Origin of the sequence: Paraglaciecola sp., assembly GCF_039964565.1 — a bacterium.
Lineage (GTDB): Bacteria > Pseudomonadota > Gammaproteobacteria > Enterobacterales > Alteromonadaceae > Paraglaciecola.
Window position 1 is genome coordinate 1 of sequence record NZ_JBDVXF010000042.1, and the last position, 17,779, is coordinate 17,779.

Genomic DNA, 17,779 nt, shown 5'->3' on the forward strand with positions numbered 1-17,779 from the left:
TCTAATTGATGATAAGCCGCGACCACCGAATTACACCGACTGGATGAAGCATCGCGTGGATAGTCCATTAGGTAAACAGGTTTATAGTCACCGAATGTCTGTGGTTGAGCCAGTATTTGGTAATATCGGTACCAACAAAAATCTCAAACGTTTCAGTCTGCGAGGTAAAGATAAGGTGCAAAGCCAGTGGCATCTATTCTGCTTGATACACAATCTTGAGAAACTCAAAAATTACGGGCAGTTAGTGGCGTAGTTAGTCTAACTGCACTTCAAAATCCTCTCCTTAAAGTCCTTCAGCACAACCGTCTCTAGCCAGAAAAAAGCCAAAAACTGGAAAATCAAAACTAGGAGTAAAAAACTTTGCAAAACATCTTGGCTCAAGGCAGAGTTGTGAACATTATAAATTTTAAGAAAACCGAAGCGTTGAACAGTCAAAAACGACTTTTTCTACAGCCTCGTTAGCTTTACAAGGAAAGTATGAAGTTTTTATCTAATGTATGTCTTCTATTATGGCTCGTCCCCTTTTTTGGTAAACAATATCTACCTGATGTTTTTTCTGTTTGGTATATACAATGGACTTCATTTGGTCTTTTGAGTATTTTATTACCATATGGGTTTGCTAAGAGCATTTTGAGTAAAAACGATGATAAATTTGCTTCAGGTTTCTTATTTATATTTTTACTAAATGTATTTCTTAATAGCGTCGGAATGAACTTATTAAAAACAACAAACACCTTCTTAGCTGTAAGCGAACAAACTGAGTTGATATCAGAGAATACTTCTTTAGAAGCTATTAATAATGAGAATCCAGAAGTAAGAAAAGTAATAGCACAGGTTATATACAAAGAGTTTGGGCAACCAATAATGTATAAAAGTAAATCTGACGAGCTTATTGTTTACAGTCCTACAGAAGATGATCAGAAAAGTTATAAAGAAAAATTTATTGGAGGAGCCCAAGCGAAAGACATAATTAAAAACACTTCAAGTCAAATAAATGAAATTATGTATTTATTTGGTTGGGCATGTGGCTGCTTTTTGATTATATTTTTCTACACGTTTCGTTCGGAGCAAAGTAAAGCTAACACATATGAGCCTCCAGTCGGTCAATAGGTACTAGTCATCTTTTGACCACTTTTTCAAGATCAATCCAAGTTTCTGAGCTAAGCCGCATACTTCATCTGTCATAGTGGCTGTTAAGTCATCGCTTATAGCAAACACATATAGAGGCTCTCTTAAGTGATCTCATCACAGCCTGTCGTTTCATCATCCGTGATGATAACAGGGGAGATTTACCAAGCAGATATACCAAGCCACCCATTAGAAGGTTTAGAATCTGGGGTCACCGAATGTCTGTGGTTGAACCAGTATTCGGTAATATCGGTACCAACAAAAATCTCAAACGTTTCAGTCTGCGAGGTAAAGATAAGATGCAAAGCCAGTGGCATCTATTCTGCTTGATACACAATCTTGAGAAACTCAATAATTACGGACAATTAGCGGCGTAGTTCGCTTAACCACACCTCAAAATCATCCCCTACAAGCTCATAAGAACAGACACCTCCGGCCAGATAAAAGCCAAAAACTGGAAAATCAAAACTAGGAGTAAAAAACTTTGCAAAAAATCTTGTCTCAAGGCAAAGTTGTGGACAATTAGAATTTAAAGAAAGGCGATGCTGTGAATAGTCAAAACCGACTTTTTCTTCAGCCTCGTTAGCTGTATTTCCTAGATAGGAGTTTCCATGAAACATACTGCCATCAATTTCAAAGATAAGTTTAATAAATTTACAGAGCATTGGTCTCCTCGTGTAATTGCAGAAATGAATGATTACCAGTTTAAATTGGTTAAAGTAGAAGGTGAATTTGTATGGCACGATCACCCAGATACTGATGAAGTCTTTATTGTGATTGAAGGTTGCCTGAATATTGAATTTCGTGACGGGCTAGTTACATTAGAATCAGGTGAAATGTTTGTAATCCCCAAAGGTACTGAACATAAACCTATAGCAACTTCTGAATGTAAAATTATGATAGTTGAACCTAAAGGTGTTGTTAATACTGGTGATTCAGATAGCGAACTTACAGCAGAAGATGATGTTTGGGTGTAATGCACAGCTAACAAGAACTTCAAATCGGAACAAAAACAGCGGGTTATGTTTCGTTCCTCAACAAAATTTTAGCCCACCATTTTTGTCCGCCGAAGTGGGCGTTAGCCTTCATACGTAACCCACCAACGATGCATTGCTTCAAACATTTCGTTTAGATCCATTGCTTTTTGCGTAGCAGAGTACTCAACGCGTGGAGGAACTTCCGCGTATACTTTTCTCGATATTAATCCATCCTCTTCCAGTGCCCTTAGTTGGTTTGTAAGCATAGCCTGAGTGATGCCTTCGATCTTCCGGCGTAACTCATTGAATCTGTGAGTTCCATGAAAAATCAAAATTTGCAGTACTATTAGTTTCCATTTTCCTCCAATGAGTTTTGCTATCTGAGGCATTGGGCATAGCGTCCCTTCGGCGGATTGAGTTGCTTCTTTTTTTGATGTCATAGCTCGACCTTTATCCCAACAGTATTAAAAACAATACTATATACTAAATAATTGCCTACTTATATTTTAATACTTTATAAAGTATATTCTTCTCTCCAGTACAAAAGAGGAATCAATAGTGAAGAATTACGAACATACAATAACAGTCAAAGTCACCCCGAAGCGTGTTTTTGATGCGCTAACAAAAGAGATGTCGAATTGGTGGACTGATATGACATCTACAGTAGATAAAATTGGGGATAAAACAACAGCAAAATTTGAAGATGGTACTACATGGTCTTTTGAAGTTGTTAAGCTAGAAGCAAACAGACTCGTAGAGCTGTTCTGCTATCAAGCAGACCATATTCACCCAGTTACAACGCCGGAAATGAGAACGGAGTGGGAAAACACGACATTACGGTTCAACATTATTGGTAAAGGTGAAAATACGGATGTTCATTTCACTCATATTGGGTTAACTCCAGAAGTAAATTGCTATAATATTTGTAATTCTGGCTGGAATCACTTTTTTGGATCAGCATTTAAGGCTTATTTGGAAAAGCAGATTGCTTGAGCAAACAAAAGCTAACACATATAGAGGCTCTCTTACGTGGTCTCATCACAGCCTGTCGTTTCATCATCCGTGATGATAACAGGGGCACTAGACATTCATCGGTTAACCCAGCACTTGCACTATTCAAGAATAAGGTTGGATAAATCCACCAGTTAGTTTCAGGCTCAGGCCAGGTGTAAACGATTTAGCTCAGAGTATTGATGCACGTCCATTCGGTGTCTAATCAAGCGGTGTCGTTGCCTAGCGATGGCATATAAACGATATAAAGGCGTGAAGTAGCCAGTGATAGTTTCACTACCGTTTTAAGATGCTCAGCTTAAGGCCTTAGTTAGACGTTCAGCTCACCGAATGTCGTTACTAACCTGCTAAAAATCGATTTTCATCAAATGCCCTTTGTCGTTTTAACATGAAGTAGACGCAGCGCCCGAGTTTATGGGCGAGCACTGAAAGCGCTTTTGCTTTGCTCATGCGTTTTTGTAGTTTGTTAAGATAAGCTCTGGCCTTATCGTTACCTCTAAGATAGAGCACGGCCATTTCAGAGAATGCCCATTTTAAGTGCGCGTTACCTATTTTATTGCCTTGTGTACGGATTTACCAAGGATTTACCAAGCCACCCATTAGAAGGTTTAGAATCTGGGGTAGCTTAGATTTCCATTTTAATTATCGCTGCCTTCATAAAGCTGTTTTTGATCTTAGGTTCTCCATCTAACGGCGGAAGGCTGGAGAATTGGTCTCTAAAAACGCCACATCACAGCAAATCCAGAAGTGAGTTCAGAATTGTCACTCACAAGCGCGCTTTCTTCAATCTCGTCGCTATACAATTCAACCCCAACCCTGGCTAAAATTTGAATGCTGGTAAAGATATTCTGACGATAAAACACTTCTAATCCTGATGAGCGGTATCCTCCATCCAAATCGGACTGAGCTAGACCGGAGGAAAGGGATTCGTCAGCGGAAATACCAAAATAACGATCAAATTGCTCTTTATCACCAAAGGTTGAATAGGCCACCAAATCCAATCCCAAGCCATTATATGAACGAATAAAGCTGTGTCCCACCGATACTTTTGCTCGATAACCAAAGTCACTAGGTCCAGCTGAAAAGCGACCTGTCATCCAAAACAGCTCATTTTTGTCAAAAAAGTAGGTTCCTTCAGCAAAGCCAAACACTGTTGAACCACGATGAGGGATACCAACAATTTTACCATCTGTAAGATCCATCTTAGGCAATACCGTTTCGTGCCTTATTCCTAGTTGCAAAAAGTAGTTGTTTGTTACCATGCTACGCCAACCCAACTCGAGACCATCAATATTGAACCCTTCGAGGAAAAACAAATGATTGCCCTTTCTGAATTGAATAGCTCCTGCAACTTGAAACTCGATACCATACTCATCAGAGCCATCAAATACTGGGGAATACTCAAGGTTTATGCCAATTGACTGAGCAAAACCATCTCCTTTGGTGTGATCAGTAACACTGGCCAAAGGGAAATCTTTGGCAAATGTAAACAAAGGCAAAGTCATAAAAATCGAAACAAGTGCGATTTTCCCCAAAGTGTTTTTATAACTACTGTTGTTGCAATAGTTAAAGCTAGTTGTACTGTTATTCATTTTTAGAATCCGTAAAGTTGTTCAAATAAGAGTTAATGATTTAAATGGCGTTTTTATCCATACAAGTGCCCAAAAGGGGAGGAAAGTGACAACAAAGTTGAAAAACTTGTAAAAAAATGAAAAGTTAAATGCCTTTGAAAAAATAAGTCGTCTAAATCAGAAAAGGTGGCACCTAGCACCTAGCAGTTAGGAATTATTGGAGTCCTCGTCATGTTAGTGAAGGGAAAACCCAAAATTCAAGCATCCCAAATACCCAACACAGTTTTTTTAATATCGGTGATGGCGAGCTTGGCGGATTCCTTTTCTTTTTGGTTAAGCTGTACTCTAGGAAAATGGGTGGTTTCTAATAATTTCAGCACGGGTTCTGTTAAAAATCGACTTTTAGCTCCGTAAACATGTCGGTCTCCGTGGCGTTGTTGTTCTGGCACCCAATATTTCAGTGGTTGCATTAAATGCAGTTCATCTTTAGCGCGAGTAATAGCAACATTAAGCAACCGCCTTTCTTCCTCTAAGCTGCGTTTGTTGCCTGCGGCGTATTCATTAGGGAAATTACCATCAGCCACATTCAGCACAAAAACATTATGCCATTCTTGGCCTTTGGCACTGTGCACAGTTGATAAAATGAGAAAGTCATCATCGACTAAAGGTGGCCCTGCAAGATCTCCTGTGGACTGTGGCGGGTCTAACGTCAGTTCTGTTAAAAAGCGTTCTCGTGATGGAAACTGCTGAGATATTTGCGCCAGTTGCTCAATGTCACCAAAACGCACAAAGTGGTCATCGTAGTTAATCTCCAGCAATTCTTTGTAGATGTTAACCACAGCATTGACTTGTTCTGTCCAAACAATGGTATTTGCATGGATGGCACTAAGCACTTTTATTAATGACTGAAACAACGCGTTGGCTACTTGTGGCATAGGGTAATCAAGTAGTTCGTTAAATGTGTAGTGTTTTGCGGTAAGAGAATTAATGACTTTTTCAGCTATTTTAGGCCCAACACTTGGTAATAACTTCAACACCCTAAAGGCTGAAATTTTATGTTTGGGATTATTGGCCCAGCGCAATATCGATAGTAAGTCTTTAACATGTGCCGCTTCCAAAAATTTAAGCCCTCCATGTTTTACAAAGGGAATATTTCGCCTAGTCAACTCTAGTTCGAGGCGGTCACTGTGATAACTCGACCTAAACAAAACCGCTTGTTTTTTTAATTCGATACCTTGCTCACGCGCCGCTAATACCGTCTCGACAATATACTCGGCTTGTTTAGTATCATCTTCTACCGACACTAATTTAGGTCTAATTCCTGATTTTCTGTCACTGAATAATTCGACTTTGTAACCTTCGGTTCCTTCACTGAGCAAAACATTAGATAAGTCTAAAATAGCTTGGTGAGAGCGATAATTTTGTTTGAGCGAAATGACTCTGGCGGGTGGGTTAAATTGCTGCGGAAAGTTTAATATATTATCCACATCGGCAGCCCTGAAAGAATAAATAGATTGCGCATCGTCTCCTACAACCGTTAACCCTTCACCAGTTGGGAAGAAACCCATAAGAATACCGGCTTGTAATACGTTGGTATCTTGGTATTCGTCTACCAATATATAGTCAAATTGTTCGCGCACCTGTTGGGCTATTTCTGGCACTTGGGCCATGTGGTAGCAGTACAAAAGCAGGTCGTCATAGTCTAAGCAGACTTGTTCCATTTTTGCCTTAGCGTACGCAGCAAATAAGCGGGTTAACTCTTTGTCCCATTGGCGGCAGTAGGGAAAGTGGGCATCCAAAATCTCTTCAATGGGTTGTTTACTATTCACGCAGCGAGAGTAAATATCCAAGCAGGTTTTCTTTTTAGGGAAGCGCTTTACGGTGGATGTAAGACCCAATTCATGGCGTATAACATCAATCATATCTGCGCTGTCATTGCGATCCATGATAGTAAAATCACTTTCGAGACCAATGGCGTTGGCGTGCTCTGTGAGTAAACGAGCCGCGATAGAATGAAAAGTGCCCATCCAAGAAATTTTGATTGGTTGATAGGTTGCGGTTTTACCCTTACCCGTTTTTTTCATTAGTTGCTGTTCGACAATACGGTTGGCCCGCATTGATAATTCACCTGCCGCACGACGGGCAAAAGTCATTAAAAGAATACGCTCCGGGGATTCGCCTCTTAAAATTAATTGTGCGGTTTTATGTGCAAGAGTGTTGGTTTTGCCCGTACCTGCTCCGGCAATGATGAGCAGAGGTGCTTTATTGTTGTTGCCTTCAGAGTCAGTACATTCAACAGCTTCTTGTTGTTCTTTATTTAGCAGCATTGTATCAAGCATTATTTCTATCAAATCCGATGAACTTCAATGCTTAATATAATGGATTACATTATGGCTGTATATATATACAGTTTTGTTGGCGGAGAATTTCAAAAGCGTTGACTTTTATGCCGGTCTGTTTTGGCCCATTTTTCTATAAAGTTTACGTAAGAAGTAAAGACCGTTCTGGCTTTTTCGGGGGTGGATTGATTAAAGCTATGTGTAGCGCCTTTTATTTCGATGTACTGATGAATGTGATTGGCTTTTTGAAGTTCACTTACAAATTCTCGCGTCATATGTACAGGTACAATAGGGTCGATATCACCGTGAGTTAGAAACATTGGTGGGTCATTTGTGTCTAAATAGGTCACGGCTGACATAGCCGCTAGGCGTTGTTGTTGATTGTCGGCGTTTTTTGCAAGCAATCGGTCTACCAATAAATAATCTGAATATTTTGCTTGTCTATAATCTGCGATGGGAGCTGACTGGGCTGCGATGGCGTGCACAGACGAATTAAACTCAGTGTATAAACCGTGCTTAGAAAATGCATCGGAATTACCTGTTACTCCTGCCATTACAGCTAAAAATCCACCACTCGACGACCCGCTAATAATTATCCGTTCTGGGTTGATATGGTATTTTTTGGCATGAGCTTTTAAAAAACGAATCGCTAATTTAACGTCATCTAGCGCTGCAGGAAACTTGTGTTGTGGAGCGAATCGATACATCACACTTGCCGCTACAAAACCACGTTTGCTCAGTTTCTGAATGCGGGCGTTGTTGTTATTTTTATTGCCTTTTAAGAAACCACCCCCATGAATCATCATCAGTACGGGGCGCGCTTGTTTGCTGAGTGTTGCTGGAAAAGCAATGTTGATTGATAATTTCACGCCATCTAATTCACCTATCGGAATGTTTTCGTGAAGGCCTTTTAAATCCTGTGAACTGTGACTCAAGAAGCTGACGAAAAGCAGTAAACACAGACCAAAGCATATTGCAAAATTTGCCATGGTCATTTTCTTGGTCAAGACTGTTTCTATTGATAAATACACTTTAATTTTCAACAGTACTTAAATCGAGTTTTATCTCGTCGTTGTTTGCGCTTTTGTCTGCTTCAATTAAGTCTTTGTCGGAGTTGATAGGTGATTCATTCGCTTTAGATGAATTTTCTACGCCTCTTTCAGCGGCAGATAAATCGTAATTGTGCTTACCTTTCTCAAGCCCTTCCTTGAAGGCTTCTCTTTGATGAATGGGAGTATTTAAATTCGCATCAATCTCTTTAAGCCGTTTAAAGGTTTCAAACCCGAGTTGATATGCTTGGTCGTTTAAAGCGGCGTAATGTTGCATAGACGTTTCTACTTGCCTAAGTCTGGCCAATTGCATCAATTCCATTCGATCTTTAAATTCTTTATCGTGTTTTCTTTGTTTTGCCAAAGCTGCCTTTTCCAACATCTCCAACGCTTTGTTATTAGACTTATCTACTTCCTGTAAAATATCATTCTGAACATAGGCCAAAAATATAGCCATCTTGTTTGGTGTGCCACTCTTGTGCATGGCTATGAGAATTGACAGCCACTTTTGGAGGTTAATCTGTGAACTGTTACCATCCTTTTCATTTCGCTGGGCAAACATCCATCGTATCAGCGCCATAACAACTGCTTTTGTATAATTGGGTTGTTCGTCATCGGCTATCTGCCTACTACTGACATAGTTAAAAATAGGGAATGTGTTATTGGAAGGGAATAGTGAGGCATCACTATTTTCAGCGTATTCATACCCCAATGAGCTTGATAACCAAAGCTGGGAATTAGGGCTTGTACTCGCTAAAGAAGAGCCCGAAATCGTGCCTGTGGTGTAAATGAAAGCCGCAGTCGCAAATTTTATCAAGGCTTTTTTCGACAGCTTAACCGTTTTCGAATTTTGGTTATCATTTATCCAGCGGTTATGCTTAGCGATACTTTTATTATTAGCACTTAAAAAACTTTTTTTAGTTTGTTGCATATGTCTTCCTTAACGTTACTTTGGGTCTACTAGTAGAACTCAAATGCCAAAACACATAAGGAGTTGGAAACTCGTTATGTGTTTTGTATTTAAGTGCAATTTATAGGTTGTACGATAACTCATTCAACAGTCTTTGGTTGTTTTGTGTTGGATATAACATGGTGATTTTTGCTTGCACCTTAGTCGCTTTCGCCAGATCGTCTTTCTCGACATGGTTGGCCATTAGTAATTTTAGCCAGCTTTCTTGAGGTTGCTCTCCTTGTGTTTCACTAAGAGACATTAAATCATTCAACCTAGAGATAGCTTGGTTGTATTGTGCTAGTGAGTAGTGGGACACTGCGGTCATGTACAACAGGTTTTTTTGGTTACTGTTGTCACCAGCTTCAGCGGCAACGTTAAACCAATGATCAGCATAGCTAAGCTGTTTGTCCCACCTCTGCTGACTTGCCGCTAAAGCCTGCGCCATGTTGATAAGGTCTAAAAGCTCATCGCTTGGTATCTCATCTTCTAACGCGATGGCACTATCCATAAAAGCTAATATTTGCGGGTTTTCGGGCTCTAATTCGTACAAAACATGTGCCTGAAGTTTAAGAATTTTAGCTTGCTGTGGTGTTTCAAAGTTGTCAATTTGGGTTGTTAATTTTGCTAGTTGTGATTGCGCCTCAGTAAAGTTTTTGTCGTTAATAGTATGTAATACATTAACGATACTCTGTGCCTTATCTTCTTGAAATACAACCTGTTGTGAATTAACCGTTGCATTAGAAAACCCAATCCAGCCTGTTAGTGATAACAATGATGCCATCACAATTGCATGTCGTTTCTTCATGTTATGTTCCTTATTAAGTTTATTGATCCGCTGTAGATTAAATGCCGGTGTGCCGCTCATTTGTAAAACAGCTGGCATCTGTAGCGGGTGTTGCGGTTTATTCGCCTGTAAAGTCAGTTTAATCAATTGCAATTGATATCTGCCTTCGGGCAAATGCTTTTTACACTGCTCATCACAGCTTAATTCTATTTGTTGTCTTGCGTAGTGTGCGGTAAACCAAACCAGTGGATTCCACCAAAACAAGCGTTGTAATAGGTTAATCGCCCATAACCAATAGGGATCATGCTGGCGAATATGGGTGAGTTCGTGTAACACAATAGTGCGAATTTTTTCAGCATCATGTTGTTTGCTGTCTAGCCAAATAATAGGGTTAATGAGACCCGTCGCCATGCCAGGTGATTGTGAATCGATGCGGCGAATATCACAATTAGGCTGGGTTATTTGTGCTGTTTTCCATGTTTGATTGTCGAGTGTTGAATGTTGAATCCAGCGTCTATGCAACTTTACAAAACTCAGCAAATCTTTGGAAAACAATAGTAAACCTATGACAAACGCTGCTTGCCATAACCAATCAAAAGTTAGCCAAGTAGCGGATGGTTGTTCCTTTATTGGAGCCGCTGTTAGAACATTTTGAGTGGCAACTGTAGGAGTATCCCATGTTAATTCAGTTAAAATATTCAAGGGTAAAGTCAAGGCGTTTGATTCGGCCTGAAATTGCAATAACTGCCAAGGAGTGAGCCAAGAAACCATTAGTAATAGGCAAATGTAAAAACGCAATCGAGCGGGCGCGCCACCTAATAAAAGGATGGTTAAGCCACAAATACTGCTAATTAATAGAGTAATAGTTAGATAAGTCGTCATTATCGCCTCACTTGTTATTTTTAGCTTTGTGCGCGGCTAACATGTTTTCAAGCTGCTCTATTTCGTTGTTATTAAGTTGTTCATTGTCCAACAATTGCGCCACCATCTTGTGGGGATCACCTGCAAAGATACGTTTTAGAAAGCCTTTGAGTAAAGGCGGTGAAAGGGTTTCACGTTCGATTGCTGGCGCATAGAAAATAGTGCGACCTTGTTGTTCGGCTCGCATTACCGCTTCTTTTTGTTCGAGTCGGTCGATAATGGTTTTAACAGTGGAGTAGCTGACATCCTTGTCTAACTTAATTTTTTCGTGCACTTCAGGGGCAGACGCCTTACCGAGTTGCCAAAGGATATTCATTACATCTAATTCGAATTCACTGAGTTTTATGTCGGTTGTCATTTCTTCTCTACATTTGTCGAGCTGTTATCTACAAATGTAGAGAAGAATGATTTGCTTGTCAATAAATCATCGAATTAATTTAACTAACTCAAAATCTAACGCTTCCAATAGCTGTCTTTAGAGGCAATTTTTCCATCTTTGATTTGGTACATATCAATGCCATTTAGGTCAAATTCCCCTTCACCCACAATTGCGCCTTGTACTCGGTAAGTTTGAAATACTCTGTCCTTAGTTCCAAAAAACGCAAAGTTAGTACTTTCTTTATGCAGACATTTATAATAAACGTGAAAATATAAGATTTCAGTTTAACTAAATATTTATCATGGGTGGCTTGATAAATCATACAAACCATAAAAAGCAATAACAATATTAGAGGTAAAGTAATGAGGTTAGTCTCCATTAAATCGGTGTTTTGTTTGATTCTGAGTATGATCTTAGTAGGGTGCTCAAAATCCACTACACCCGATGTGGTTTTTTACAATGGCACAATAGTCACTGTTGATGCGGGTGATGCAACTCACCAAGCCGTCGCCGTTAAAGACGGTAAGATTAGTTTTGTAGGAGACTCTGCTGAGGTACTGACCTTGGTTGGAAAGGGAACTAAAAAGATTGATCTTAAGGGAGATACCTTAATTCCCGGTTTTATTGGTGTTCATGAGCACCCAACATTAGAAGCGTTATTTGCTAATACTATTGATATCAGTGGATTCACTCATCAAACCGCAGAACAAATGTGGCAGCACCTTGAAACACAAGTGAGTCATAGTCAACAAGGTGAATGGGTGTTCGCTATGGGGATTGACTCTATATTGTTTCCTGATATGCAGTTACCCACTATGGCAGACTTAGATCGTATTGCTCCTCAAAATCCCTTGGTGCTTATTTCGCAAACCATGCATTCATATTGGGCTAATTCCCAAGCCTTTGCAGAGGTTGGAATAACTGCATCGACCCCTGACCCGGGGTATGGAAGTTACTACGGTAAAGATGAAAATGGGCAACTCACAGGATTTATTGCAGAGTCGGAAGCATCTGCACCGTTTTTAGAAGAGTTAAAGTCGCCGTTAGCAACAATTAGCAATTACGAAAAAGTCCTAGATGAATACCTCGCTGCTGGTTATACCACAGTCGCTTCCCTTGGTTACAACGTACCCACTTGGATTGCTAAATATGCTGCGTTTGATTGGTTTCAATACAAGATTAGGCAATTTTATTATCTGACTGCTAGTGAATTAGACATGCTGCCCGAAGAGCGAGAAAATGGTGATGATTATTTTAGTATTTTAGGCGTAAAAATTTGGCATGACGGTTCTCCATATACGGGCTCAATGCAACTAGAGCAACCATACACAACTAGTCAGCTAACTGAGTCAATAGGGATTGAACCAGGCCATTCTGGTGAGCCTAGGTTATCTGATGAAAAGTTCACGTCTCAGGTAGAAAAGTATTCACAGCAAGGATGGCAGTTAGCAGTGCATTCTCAAGGAGACCTTTCTAGCCGATTGGTCACTGAAGTGATGTCGAGTGTTGCAAAGCCTGAATTTAAAGAACAAAGGCATAGAATTGAACATGGACTATTAATATCCAAAGATTCTTTGGAACAAATGGCAGCCATTGGGCTGACACCAAGTTTTCATATTAACCATATTTACTACTACGGTGATGCCTTGTCAGAAGGCATTATTGGGCCCCAAAGAGCAAAAAATGTGCTGCTAGTTAAAGATGCGTTTGACCTAAATATGCACCCCACATTGCATGCAGATGGTCCGATGTTTCCAGCGGCGCCGTTTCACTTAATGCAAACCTCTATGACCCGGAAAAGTAGAACGGGCTTAGCTTTAGGACAATCCCAAGGCATTTCCTCCAAACAAGCGCTTAAAGCCTTAACCTATAATGGCGCCTGGCAACTTGGACTGGATACTAAACTCGGCAGCATTGAAGTTGGAAAATACGCGGATTTTGTGCGACTTTCTGATAACCCCCTGTCTTATCCTTTGGAGCAGTTAATAGAGATACAAGTACTTGAAACATGGGTTGAGGGAGAGCCAAAGTTTATTAAATGAAGATACTAACCAGATTTTCCGTCTGGTCTGGGGCTGGTGAGTATTGGTGCATAAATTACAACATATATGCTAAAAGCTATTGCCCATATCACAGCAGACAATACGTTTAAGTTGAAACCCAAGTAAGTCGGTATAATAGGGGAAATAAGCCTAACAATACCGGCTATTACTATCAGGCTAAAGGCATACTTCATTATCCAATGAGGAGTTAATGGCCTTCCAGAATGGCCCAATGAGATACGCGCGACCATGGCCAATATCAACGAGCTCATTGCCCCCGCGGTTAAACCGTGTAACGCATTGGATGTAGATAGGTTGACGCCTGCATAGTGTAAAGCAAACAACAAAAAGCTGATTGGGATAAACCAATAGGCCAGATGTAATGACCACACTAAAGGTGTTTTAAAGGTTACTTGAGGTCGCCAGCGTGTTGTTCGTATGAAATGGGTTAGCCCACAAAGTGCAAATAGTAAAACCATGAGGTTGCTGGATAGACGCTGTTGTAAACCGAAAAAATGTATCAGCATTATTAAGGCCGTTAAGCCAATAACGGATTTTTCCAACCAGGCTAGATTATCGACTTTTTTAGTTTGGGTGCCATTGGCTGTGAACATAGGAAACACCCGACCTGCGATAACCGTCATGATCAAAGTGATAATCATCACAGTGCTGTACATACCTTGCGTATAAAAGTGCATCTCACCTGTTATCACAAATAAATGGGTGAACAAGTTGGCGGTTGCCAATAAAAGCAGTATTGGCACAAAAATGAGGTTACGGTACTGTTTAACTTTTAACACGAGTTTTGCCATAAAATATGCCGCTAGCAGTAAAAAACTCATGTCAAAAGCAGCGGTGATCCATTGCAGTGTAAAGATATCTAAAAACATCAATACACGAGCGACTAACCACAGGGTAACAAGCACCATCAACGGTTTGCCATGGGTGGCTCGAAGCCCTGTCCAGTTTTGTACTGCGGTAAGTAAAAAGCCGACAATAATAGCTGCAACAAATCCAAATAACATTTCATGGGCATGCCAAAACGTCACTCCACCGTATGGCATAAAGTAAAGTTCTCCAGCCTGTACTAGGGCCCAGGCACTGATAGACAGTATTGAGAATATACAAGCAAATAGAAAAAAGGGCCGAAAGGCCTGTCGCCAGATAGGTGTGACTTGTTGTTCTTGATTTGGCTCTGAAATATGCATCATCGTTGCTACTCAATATTTAGCGAATGGTTAGGCCGAGTTGTTGTTGGGCGACTAAACGAATCACATAAGATAATTTAAAAAATCCAGCCAGAATAATTTGTGCTACATGCAGCAGTGTAAGCCCTAATAGCGGAAGGTGGTTATCAAACCCATAAGCCAGAACTGCACAGAACACAAACACCACTAGCGTTGTAAGCATTGAAGCATTGGCAAATTTTAGTAATAAAGCGTGATTCATAACATACCTGTAATAAGTATCTTTTAATAAGGTGCATATTAGATGTATTATATAAAACTGTCAAACAGGCTTTTAATTTAAACTAATCACTGGGTAACCGAAGAGTATTTATGCAACTAACTCGCTACACTGACTATGGTTTACGCACTCTTATTTATCTTGCTTTATTGCCACAGGGCAAACGCGCCAGTATAGATGAAATAAGCAGCACCTACGACATATCTAGAAATAATGTGAATAAAATTGTGCATCAATTAGGCAAGGCAGGGATCATCGAAACCAAAAGAGGCAAGGGCGGTGGTTTCTTTTTGAAACGTGCGCCACATGAGTTAAATATTGCAGATTTAGTGGTGTTACTTGAAAACACATTACAAGTGGTTGAATGTAAAACCCCTCAATGCCGAATATTACCTGCCTGCAAACTGAGAGGCATATTGGGCCAAGCGACCCAAGCATTTTTGGATAGTTTAAAAGCTTATACTTTGGCTGATTTATTAGAAGATGAGGCTAATAATTTAATCCAAATTTTGAATCTTCAATAAGGCTTAACCCGCCTTAGTTTGGCGTAATTAAAAGTTAGATTTAGACCAATTCAGGCGTTTTGGCGTTCGCCAATTCGAGTCATTCCGGCAGCCTTCAAAGCCGGAATCGGTTTATTTTTATCCGCACCTTAAAAGCAAAAGAATTTTTACCGCAGCGGGCACAGAGGTCAATGAAGAAAAGCAGGAAAAAACCAATTGTTATGGGGGTAATATACTAGAACTGATTGGCTCTAATGTGCCAAATGCATACATTCAAACTTTTTGTAAATCAACGTCACTGACCCCTATCGATTTGACCCCAACGATTTTGAATTCACTTCACCCACTCCCAGATGATGGAGGTGTTATTCTGCTGCATGAAATTTGAATTAAATCACACGTTTAAGCGCATAAAACCCATTAACTCGCAGTTGCCGCAAAACTTTTAATACATACCCCTAAAAGAACTCCTATTTAAACCACTTGATGCTTGTTGATTTTGAAACAATTGGGTACTTTAATGTTTTGGGTGTCTAGGTTACTTCTGTACGAGACAAGGTTTTTAAAACCGAGTAGGTGTTTGAGACAGTTAAGAGAGGATCTAATTAGGGCCAGAGAGTACACCAATAATCTCACTCTCATAATAGGCCGCAACGCGGTTGGCGAATATATATCAGTACGACCCTTAATTGTTTATCGTCAGAGTTGATGTGCTAATAAAAACAAAGAAGTTAACATCTTCTAATTGAAGGTGAAGTCAACTATTGCCGTGACGATAGTGGATCTTCCATATATGTCGAGATAATTATAGTGAATAAGGAAACTGGAAAAAATGGACACTAAAAATCACGCCAGTAAATATGCCAATTGGGAAAAACTATATAATTGGGAAACATGTAAGACTAACAGGGAAGGTTTTGGACGTTTTATAACTCATTTCCTTACTTCCGACAGCAGAGTGATTAATCTAAATGGCGTATATGGATCTGGCAAAACTGAATTCATACGACGTATATATGTTGAACTGGCAAAACAAAAGTATCCAGTTGTCTATATCGATGTTTGGGAAAGTGATTTTTCAAACAGTCCATTAGCTGTCATCTGTAGTGAGCTTCTCCAGCAAATAGAATTTATATTTGATACAAAGGCACCTAACGGCAAGAGGAAAGATAAGGATAAAGCAACGGAAAAAATTAATACTTTAAAACAGCGATTTGGCCTCTGTTTAAAGTACATCGAAGCTGGAGTGGCTTTGACAACTGAACCAGTGACCATAGGCATCACAAAAGGCTTATCTTCGGTTGTAAATGCAACTCCTGACTTAAATACTAAAACCAGCTCTCAAAAATTTGTTGAAGCTGTTCAAAAAAATCATGTAGATGCCGTTCAAGCAATTAAAGATATTAAAAAGAACATAACTTTTCTGTCTGAATTGATTGAAATCATCTATGAGTTAAATGTCCCCATAGTTATTTTAATTGATGAGTTAGATAGGTGCAGACCTACCTATGCAATAGAGATTTTGGAAAGTATTAAACACTTTTTTGATACAAAAGGATGTACTTTTTTAGTGGCTACGAACACTGAAGTATTGGAGCATTCTGTAATGTCTGTTTACGGACAGAATTTTGATGCAAAACTTTATTTGCGTAGATTTTTCGATAGCAAGATAACGCTGCCTCAAGTATCTATACTGGATTATTTGACAGCAAAAGAACTTAATTTCCAAAAATACAATGATAAAAAGCTCATACTTTACCCATTTATTGAGGATCAAAAAGCTAACATAGCTTTATTTTCGGCTCTGTTTGAAAGCAATAATCTTGAACTACGAGATGTTGATCAGATAATCAACCGATTTTTCGCTGGACTAGATTACTTTGTGACCCGATCTTTAGAATCAGATGTAGTGTTAAATACAGTCGTTTTGATAGTTGGATTGCTTGAACAACATCTAGAGAAACCTGAGGTAAGTAGCCGGACTAACATTAATTTGGCTAATACAGCACATTCATTAAGAATCAATAATGACAGCACTCAAGAGTATCCTATGAAAGATATGATTACTCACATGTTCAATTGCGTAACTTTAAAAAAGACTAAAACGCAACATACGGGCGGCGGAGCTTTAACACATTTCAATCATCAAAAAAAGTTATTAGGTATTCAGACTTTCGATTTTGCAGAAATTAGATTCCAATCCGTAATCCAAGACCCAAATGTCTTTTTCCCAAAGCTATTAAGCTATAGAGAGCAACCAGATTGTATGTATTTACTCTGGGATGACCATAAAAAGATAATAGAATTATCGGGTCATATTGAGTGAAAACGCGACCACCAAATTGCCATATTCCTACTTAGACATTTAGCTTTTTAAACCACGAAATAAAGACATAAAAAACACTGTAAGCCGTTATATGGTTTATAGGGGGCGTTTCGTACAAGTAATAGTGGGGCTAATAATCCTGCGATCATTACTATATTAATCAACATTACTAAATTTCCGATTCTATCCCCTTGAGCTTAATGGCTATTACGCGGCTTTTATCTCTTCGTCTGCCATCAATTAATAGCCTTTAGATACTAAATCTCTGTGGTGAGAAGCTTTTGTCTTTTGCTATTTACAATTTACAGTTTTCGCCCCAGACACAACAGT

17 protein-coding genes and 1 pseudogene are annotated in these 17,779 nt (G+C 39.5%); 8 read left to right on the forward strand and 10 right to left on the reverse strand.

Translation table 11 applies throughout. From position 1 onward, the window contains the following. The 4 genes from ABJK37_RS18030 to ABJK37_RS18045 form a co-directional block, all read left to right on the forward strand. On the forward strand, window positions 1–253 hold a 253-nt coding region (locus tag ABJK37_RS18030; protein ID WP_348356838.1), incomplete at its 5' end, for a transposase. Window positions 254–477: 224 nt separating this feature from the next. Continuing rightward, window positions 478–1,110, forward strand: coding sequence for a hypothetical protein (locus ABJK37_RS18035; protein WP_348356840.1), 633 nt, complete (start codon window positions 478–480; stop codon window positions 1,108–1,110). 236 nt (window positions 1,111–1,346) lie between these two features. Then, window positions 1,347–1,505, forward strand: coding sequence for a transposase (locus ABJK37_RS18040; RefSeq protein WP_348356842.1), 159 nt, complete (start codon window positions 1,347–1,349; stop codon window positions 1,503–1,505). Window positions 1,506–1,739: 234 nt separating this feature from the next. Further along, window positions 1,740–2,105: a cupin domain-containing protein gene (locus tag ABJK37_RS18045; RefSeq protein ID WP_348356844.1), complete on the forward strand. Its 366-nt coding sequence runs from the start codon at window positions 1,740–1,742 to the stop codon at window positions 2,103–2,105. 101 nt (window positions 2,106–2,206) lie between these two features. Here ABJK37_RS18045 and ABJK37_RS18050 read toward each other — a convergent pair whose 3' ends face one another. Beyond that, window positions 2,207–2,545 (reverse strand): helix-turn-helix domain-containing protein, encoded by a 339-nt coding sequence (locus ABJK37_RS18050; RefSeq protein WP_348356846.1) that lies wholly within the window; start codon window positions 2,543–2,545, stop codon window positions 2,207–2,209. 118 nt (window positions 2,546–2,663) lie between these two features. On the opposite strand from ABJK37_RS18050, the gene ABJK37_RS18055 reads away from it, so the two are divergent. Then, a complete protein-coding gene (locus tag ABJK37_RS18055; protein WP_348356848.1) occupies window positions 2,664–3,098 on the forward strand; it encodes an SRPBCC domain-containing protein in 435 nt (144 codons plus the stop codon). Between the two features lie 357 nt (window positions 3,099–3,455). Here ABJK37_RS18055 and ABJK37_RS18060 read toward each other — a convergent pair. From ABJK37_RS18060 to ABJK37_RS18090, 7 genes and pseudogenes are all read right to left on the reverse strand, one after another. After that, window positions 3,456–3,677 (reverse strand): annotated as a pseudogene (locus tag ABJK37_RS18060) (IS110 family transposase); the annotation flags it as partial. A 155-nt stretch (window positions 3,678–3,832) separates the two neighbouring features. Then, window positions 3,833–4,708 (reverse strand): MipA/OmpV family protein, encoded by an 876-nt coding sequence (locus ABJK37_RS18065; RefSeq protein WP_348356850.1) that lies wholly within the window; start codon window positions 4,706–4,708, stop codon window positions 3,833–3,835. 236 nt (window positions 4,709–4,944) lie between these two features. After that, window positions 4,945–7,026, reverse strand: a complete 2,082-nt coding sequence (locus tag ABJK37_RS18070) for an ATP-dependent helicase (protein WP_348356852.1) — start codon at window positions 7,024–7,026, stop codon at window positions 4,945–4,947. A gap of 89 nt (window positions 7,027–7,115) precedes the next feature. Continuing rightward, window positions 7,116–8,015 carry an alpha/beta hydrolase gene (locus ABJK37_RS18075; RefSeq protein ID WP_348356854.1) on the reverse strand — a complete coding sequence of 300 codons (900 nt, stop codon included), beginning with the start codon at window positions 8,013–8,015 and terminating at the stop codon, window positions 7,116–7,118. A gap of 43 nt (window positions 8,016–8,058) precedes the next feature. Next, on the reverse strand, window positions 8,059–9,006 hold the full coding sequence (locus ABJK37_RS18080) for a hypothetical protein (RefSeq protein ID WP_348356856.1): 948 nt from the start codon (window positions 9,004–9,006) through the stop codon (window positions 8,059–8,061). Between the two features lie 100 nt (window positions 9,007–9,106). Beyond that, on the reverse strand, window positions 9,107–10,693 hold the full coding sequence (locus ABJK37_RS18085; RefSeq protein WP_348356858.1) for a M56 family metallopeptidase: 1,587 nt from the start codon (window positions 10,691–10,693) through the stop codon (window positions 9,107–9,109). Window positions 10,694–10,700: 7 nt separating this feature from the next. After that, window positions 10,701–11,090 carry a BlaI/MecI/CopY family transcriptional regulator gene (locus tag ABJK37_RS18090; protein ID WP_348356860.1) on the reverse strand — a complete coding sequence of 130 codons (390 nt, stop codon included), beginning with the start codon at window positions 11,088–11,090 and terminating at the stop codon, window positions 10,701–10,703. Window positions 11,091–11,473: 383 nt separating this feature from the next. On the opposite strand from ABJK37_RS18090, the gene ABJK37_RS18095 reads away from it, so the two are divergent. Next, complete coding sequence (locus ABJK37_RS18095; protein ID WP_348356862.1) at window positions 11,474–13,153, forward strand: amidohydrolase; 1,680 nt, start codon at window positions 11,474–11,476, stop codon at window positions 13,151–13,153. Window positions 13,154–13,158: 5 nt separating this feature from the next. Here ABJK37_RS18095 and ABJK37_RS18100 read toward each other — a convergent pair whose 3' ends face one another. Both ABJK37_RS18100 and ABJK37_RS18105 read right to left on the reverse strand, forming a co-directional pair. Beyond that, window positions 13,159–14,364 (reverse strand): NnrS family protein, encoded by a 1,206-nt coding sequence (locus ABJK37_RS18100; protein ID WP_348356864.1) that lies wholly within the window; start codon window positions 14,362–14,364, stop codon window positions 13,159–13,161. A 16-nt stretch (window positions 14,365–14,380) separates the two neighbouring features. After that, complete coding sequence (locus ABJK37_RS18105; protein ID WP_348356866.1) at window positions 14,381–14,602, reverse strand: hypothetical protein; 222 nt, start codon at window positions 14,600–14,602, stop codon at window positions 14,381–14,383. 110 nt (window positions 14,603–14,712) lie between these two features. On the opposite strand from ABJK37_RS18105, the gene ABJK37_RS18110 reads away from it, so the two are divergent. Both ABJK37_RS18110 and ABJK37_RS18115 read left to right on the forward strand, forming a co-directional pair. Continuing rightward, window positions 14,713–15,144: an Rrf2 family transcriptional regulator gene (locus ABJK37_RS18110; RefSeq protein WP_348356868.1), complete on the forward strand. Its 432-nt coding sequence runs from the start codon at window positions 14,713–14,715 to the stop codon at window positions 15,142–15,144. Between the two features lie 811 nt (window positions 15,145–15,955). Further along, window positions 15,956–17,449 (forward strand): P-loop NTPase fold protein, encoded by a 1,494-nt coding sequence (locus ABJK37_RS18115; RefSeq protein WP_348356870.1) that lies wholly within the window; start codon window positions 15,956–15,958, stop codon window positions 17,447–17,449. Window positions 17,450–17,779 lie beyond the last annotated feature (330 nt).

Bases quoted from the DNA above. Each gene is read 5' to 3' on its own strand.
- ABJK37_RS18035 (WP_348356840.1), top strand. From the start codon at position 478: ATGAAGTTTTTATCTAATGTATGTCTTCTATTATGGCTCGTCCCCTTT.
- ABJK37_RS18040 (WP_348356842.1), top strand. From the start codon at position 1,347: ATGTCTGTGGTTGAACCAGTATTCGGTAATATCGGTACCAACAAAAAT.
- ABJK37_RS18045 (WP_348356844.1), top strand. From the start codon at position 1,740: ATGAAACATACTGCCATCAATTTCAAAGATAAGTTTAATAAATTTACA.
- ABJK37_RS18050 (WP_348356846.1), bottom strand. From the start codon at position 2,545: ATGACATCAAAAAAAGAAGCAACTCAATCCGCCGAAGGGACGCTATGC.
- ABJK37_RS18065 (WP_348356850.1), bottom strand. From the start codon at position 4,708: ATGAATAACAGTACAACTAGCTTTAACTATTGCAACAACAGTAGTTAT.
- ABJK37_RS18070 (WP_348356852.1), bottom strand. From the start codon at position 7,026: ATGCTTGATACAATGCTGCTAAATAAAGAACAACAAGAAGCTGTTGAA.
- ABJK37_RS18075 (WP_348356854.1), bottom strand. From the start codon at position 8,015: ATGGCAAATTTTGCAATATGCTTTGGTCTGTGTTTACTGCTTTTCGTC.
- ABJK37_RS18080 (WP_348356856.1), bottom strand. From the start codon at position 9,006: ATGCAACAAACTAAAAAAAGTTTTTTAAGTGCTAATAATAAAAGTATC.
- ABJK37_RS18085 (WP_348356858.1), bottom strand. From the start codon at position 10,693: ATGACGACTTATCTAACTATTACTCTATTAATTAGCAGTATTTGTGGC.
- ABJK37_RS18090 (WP_348356860.1), bottom strand. From the start codon at position 11,090: ATGACAACCGACATAAAACTCAGTGAATTCGAATTAGATGTAATGAAT.
- ABJK37_RS18095 (WP_348356862.1), top strand. From the start codon at position 11,474: ATGAGGTTAGTCTCCATTAAATCGGTGTTTTGTTTGATTCTGAGTATG.
- ABJK37_RS18100 (WP_348356864.1), bottom strand. From the start codon at position 14,364: ATGATGCATATTTCAGAGCCAAATCAAGAACAACAAGTCACACCTATC.
- ABJK37_RS18105 (WP_348356866.1), bottom strand. From the start codon at position 14,602: ATGAATCACGCTTTATTACTAAAATTTGCCAATGCTTCAATGCTTACA.
- ABJK37_RS18110 (WP_348356868.1), top strand. From the start codon at position 14,713: ATGCAACTAACTCGCTACACTGACTATGGTTTACGCACTCTTATTTAT.
- ABJK37_RS18115 (WP_348356870.1), top strand. From the start codon at position 15,956: ATGGACACTAAAAATCACGCCAGTAAATATGCCAATTGGGAAAAACTA.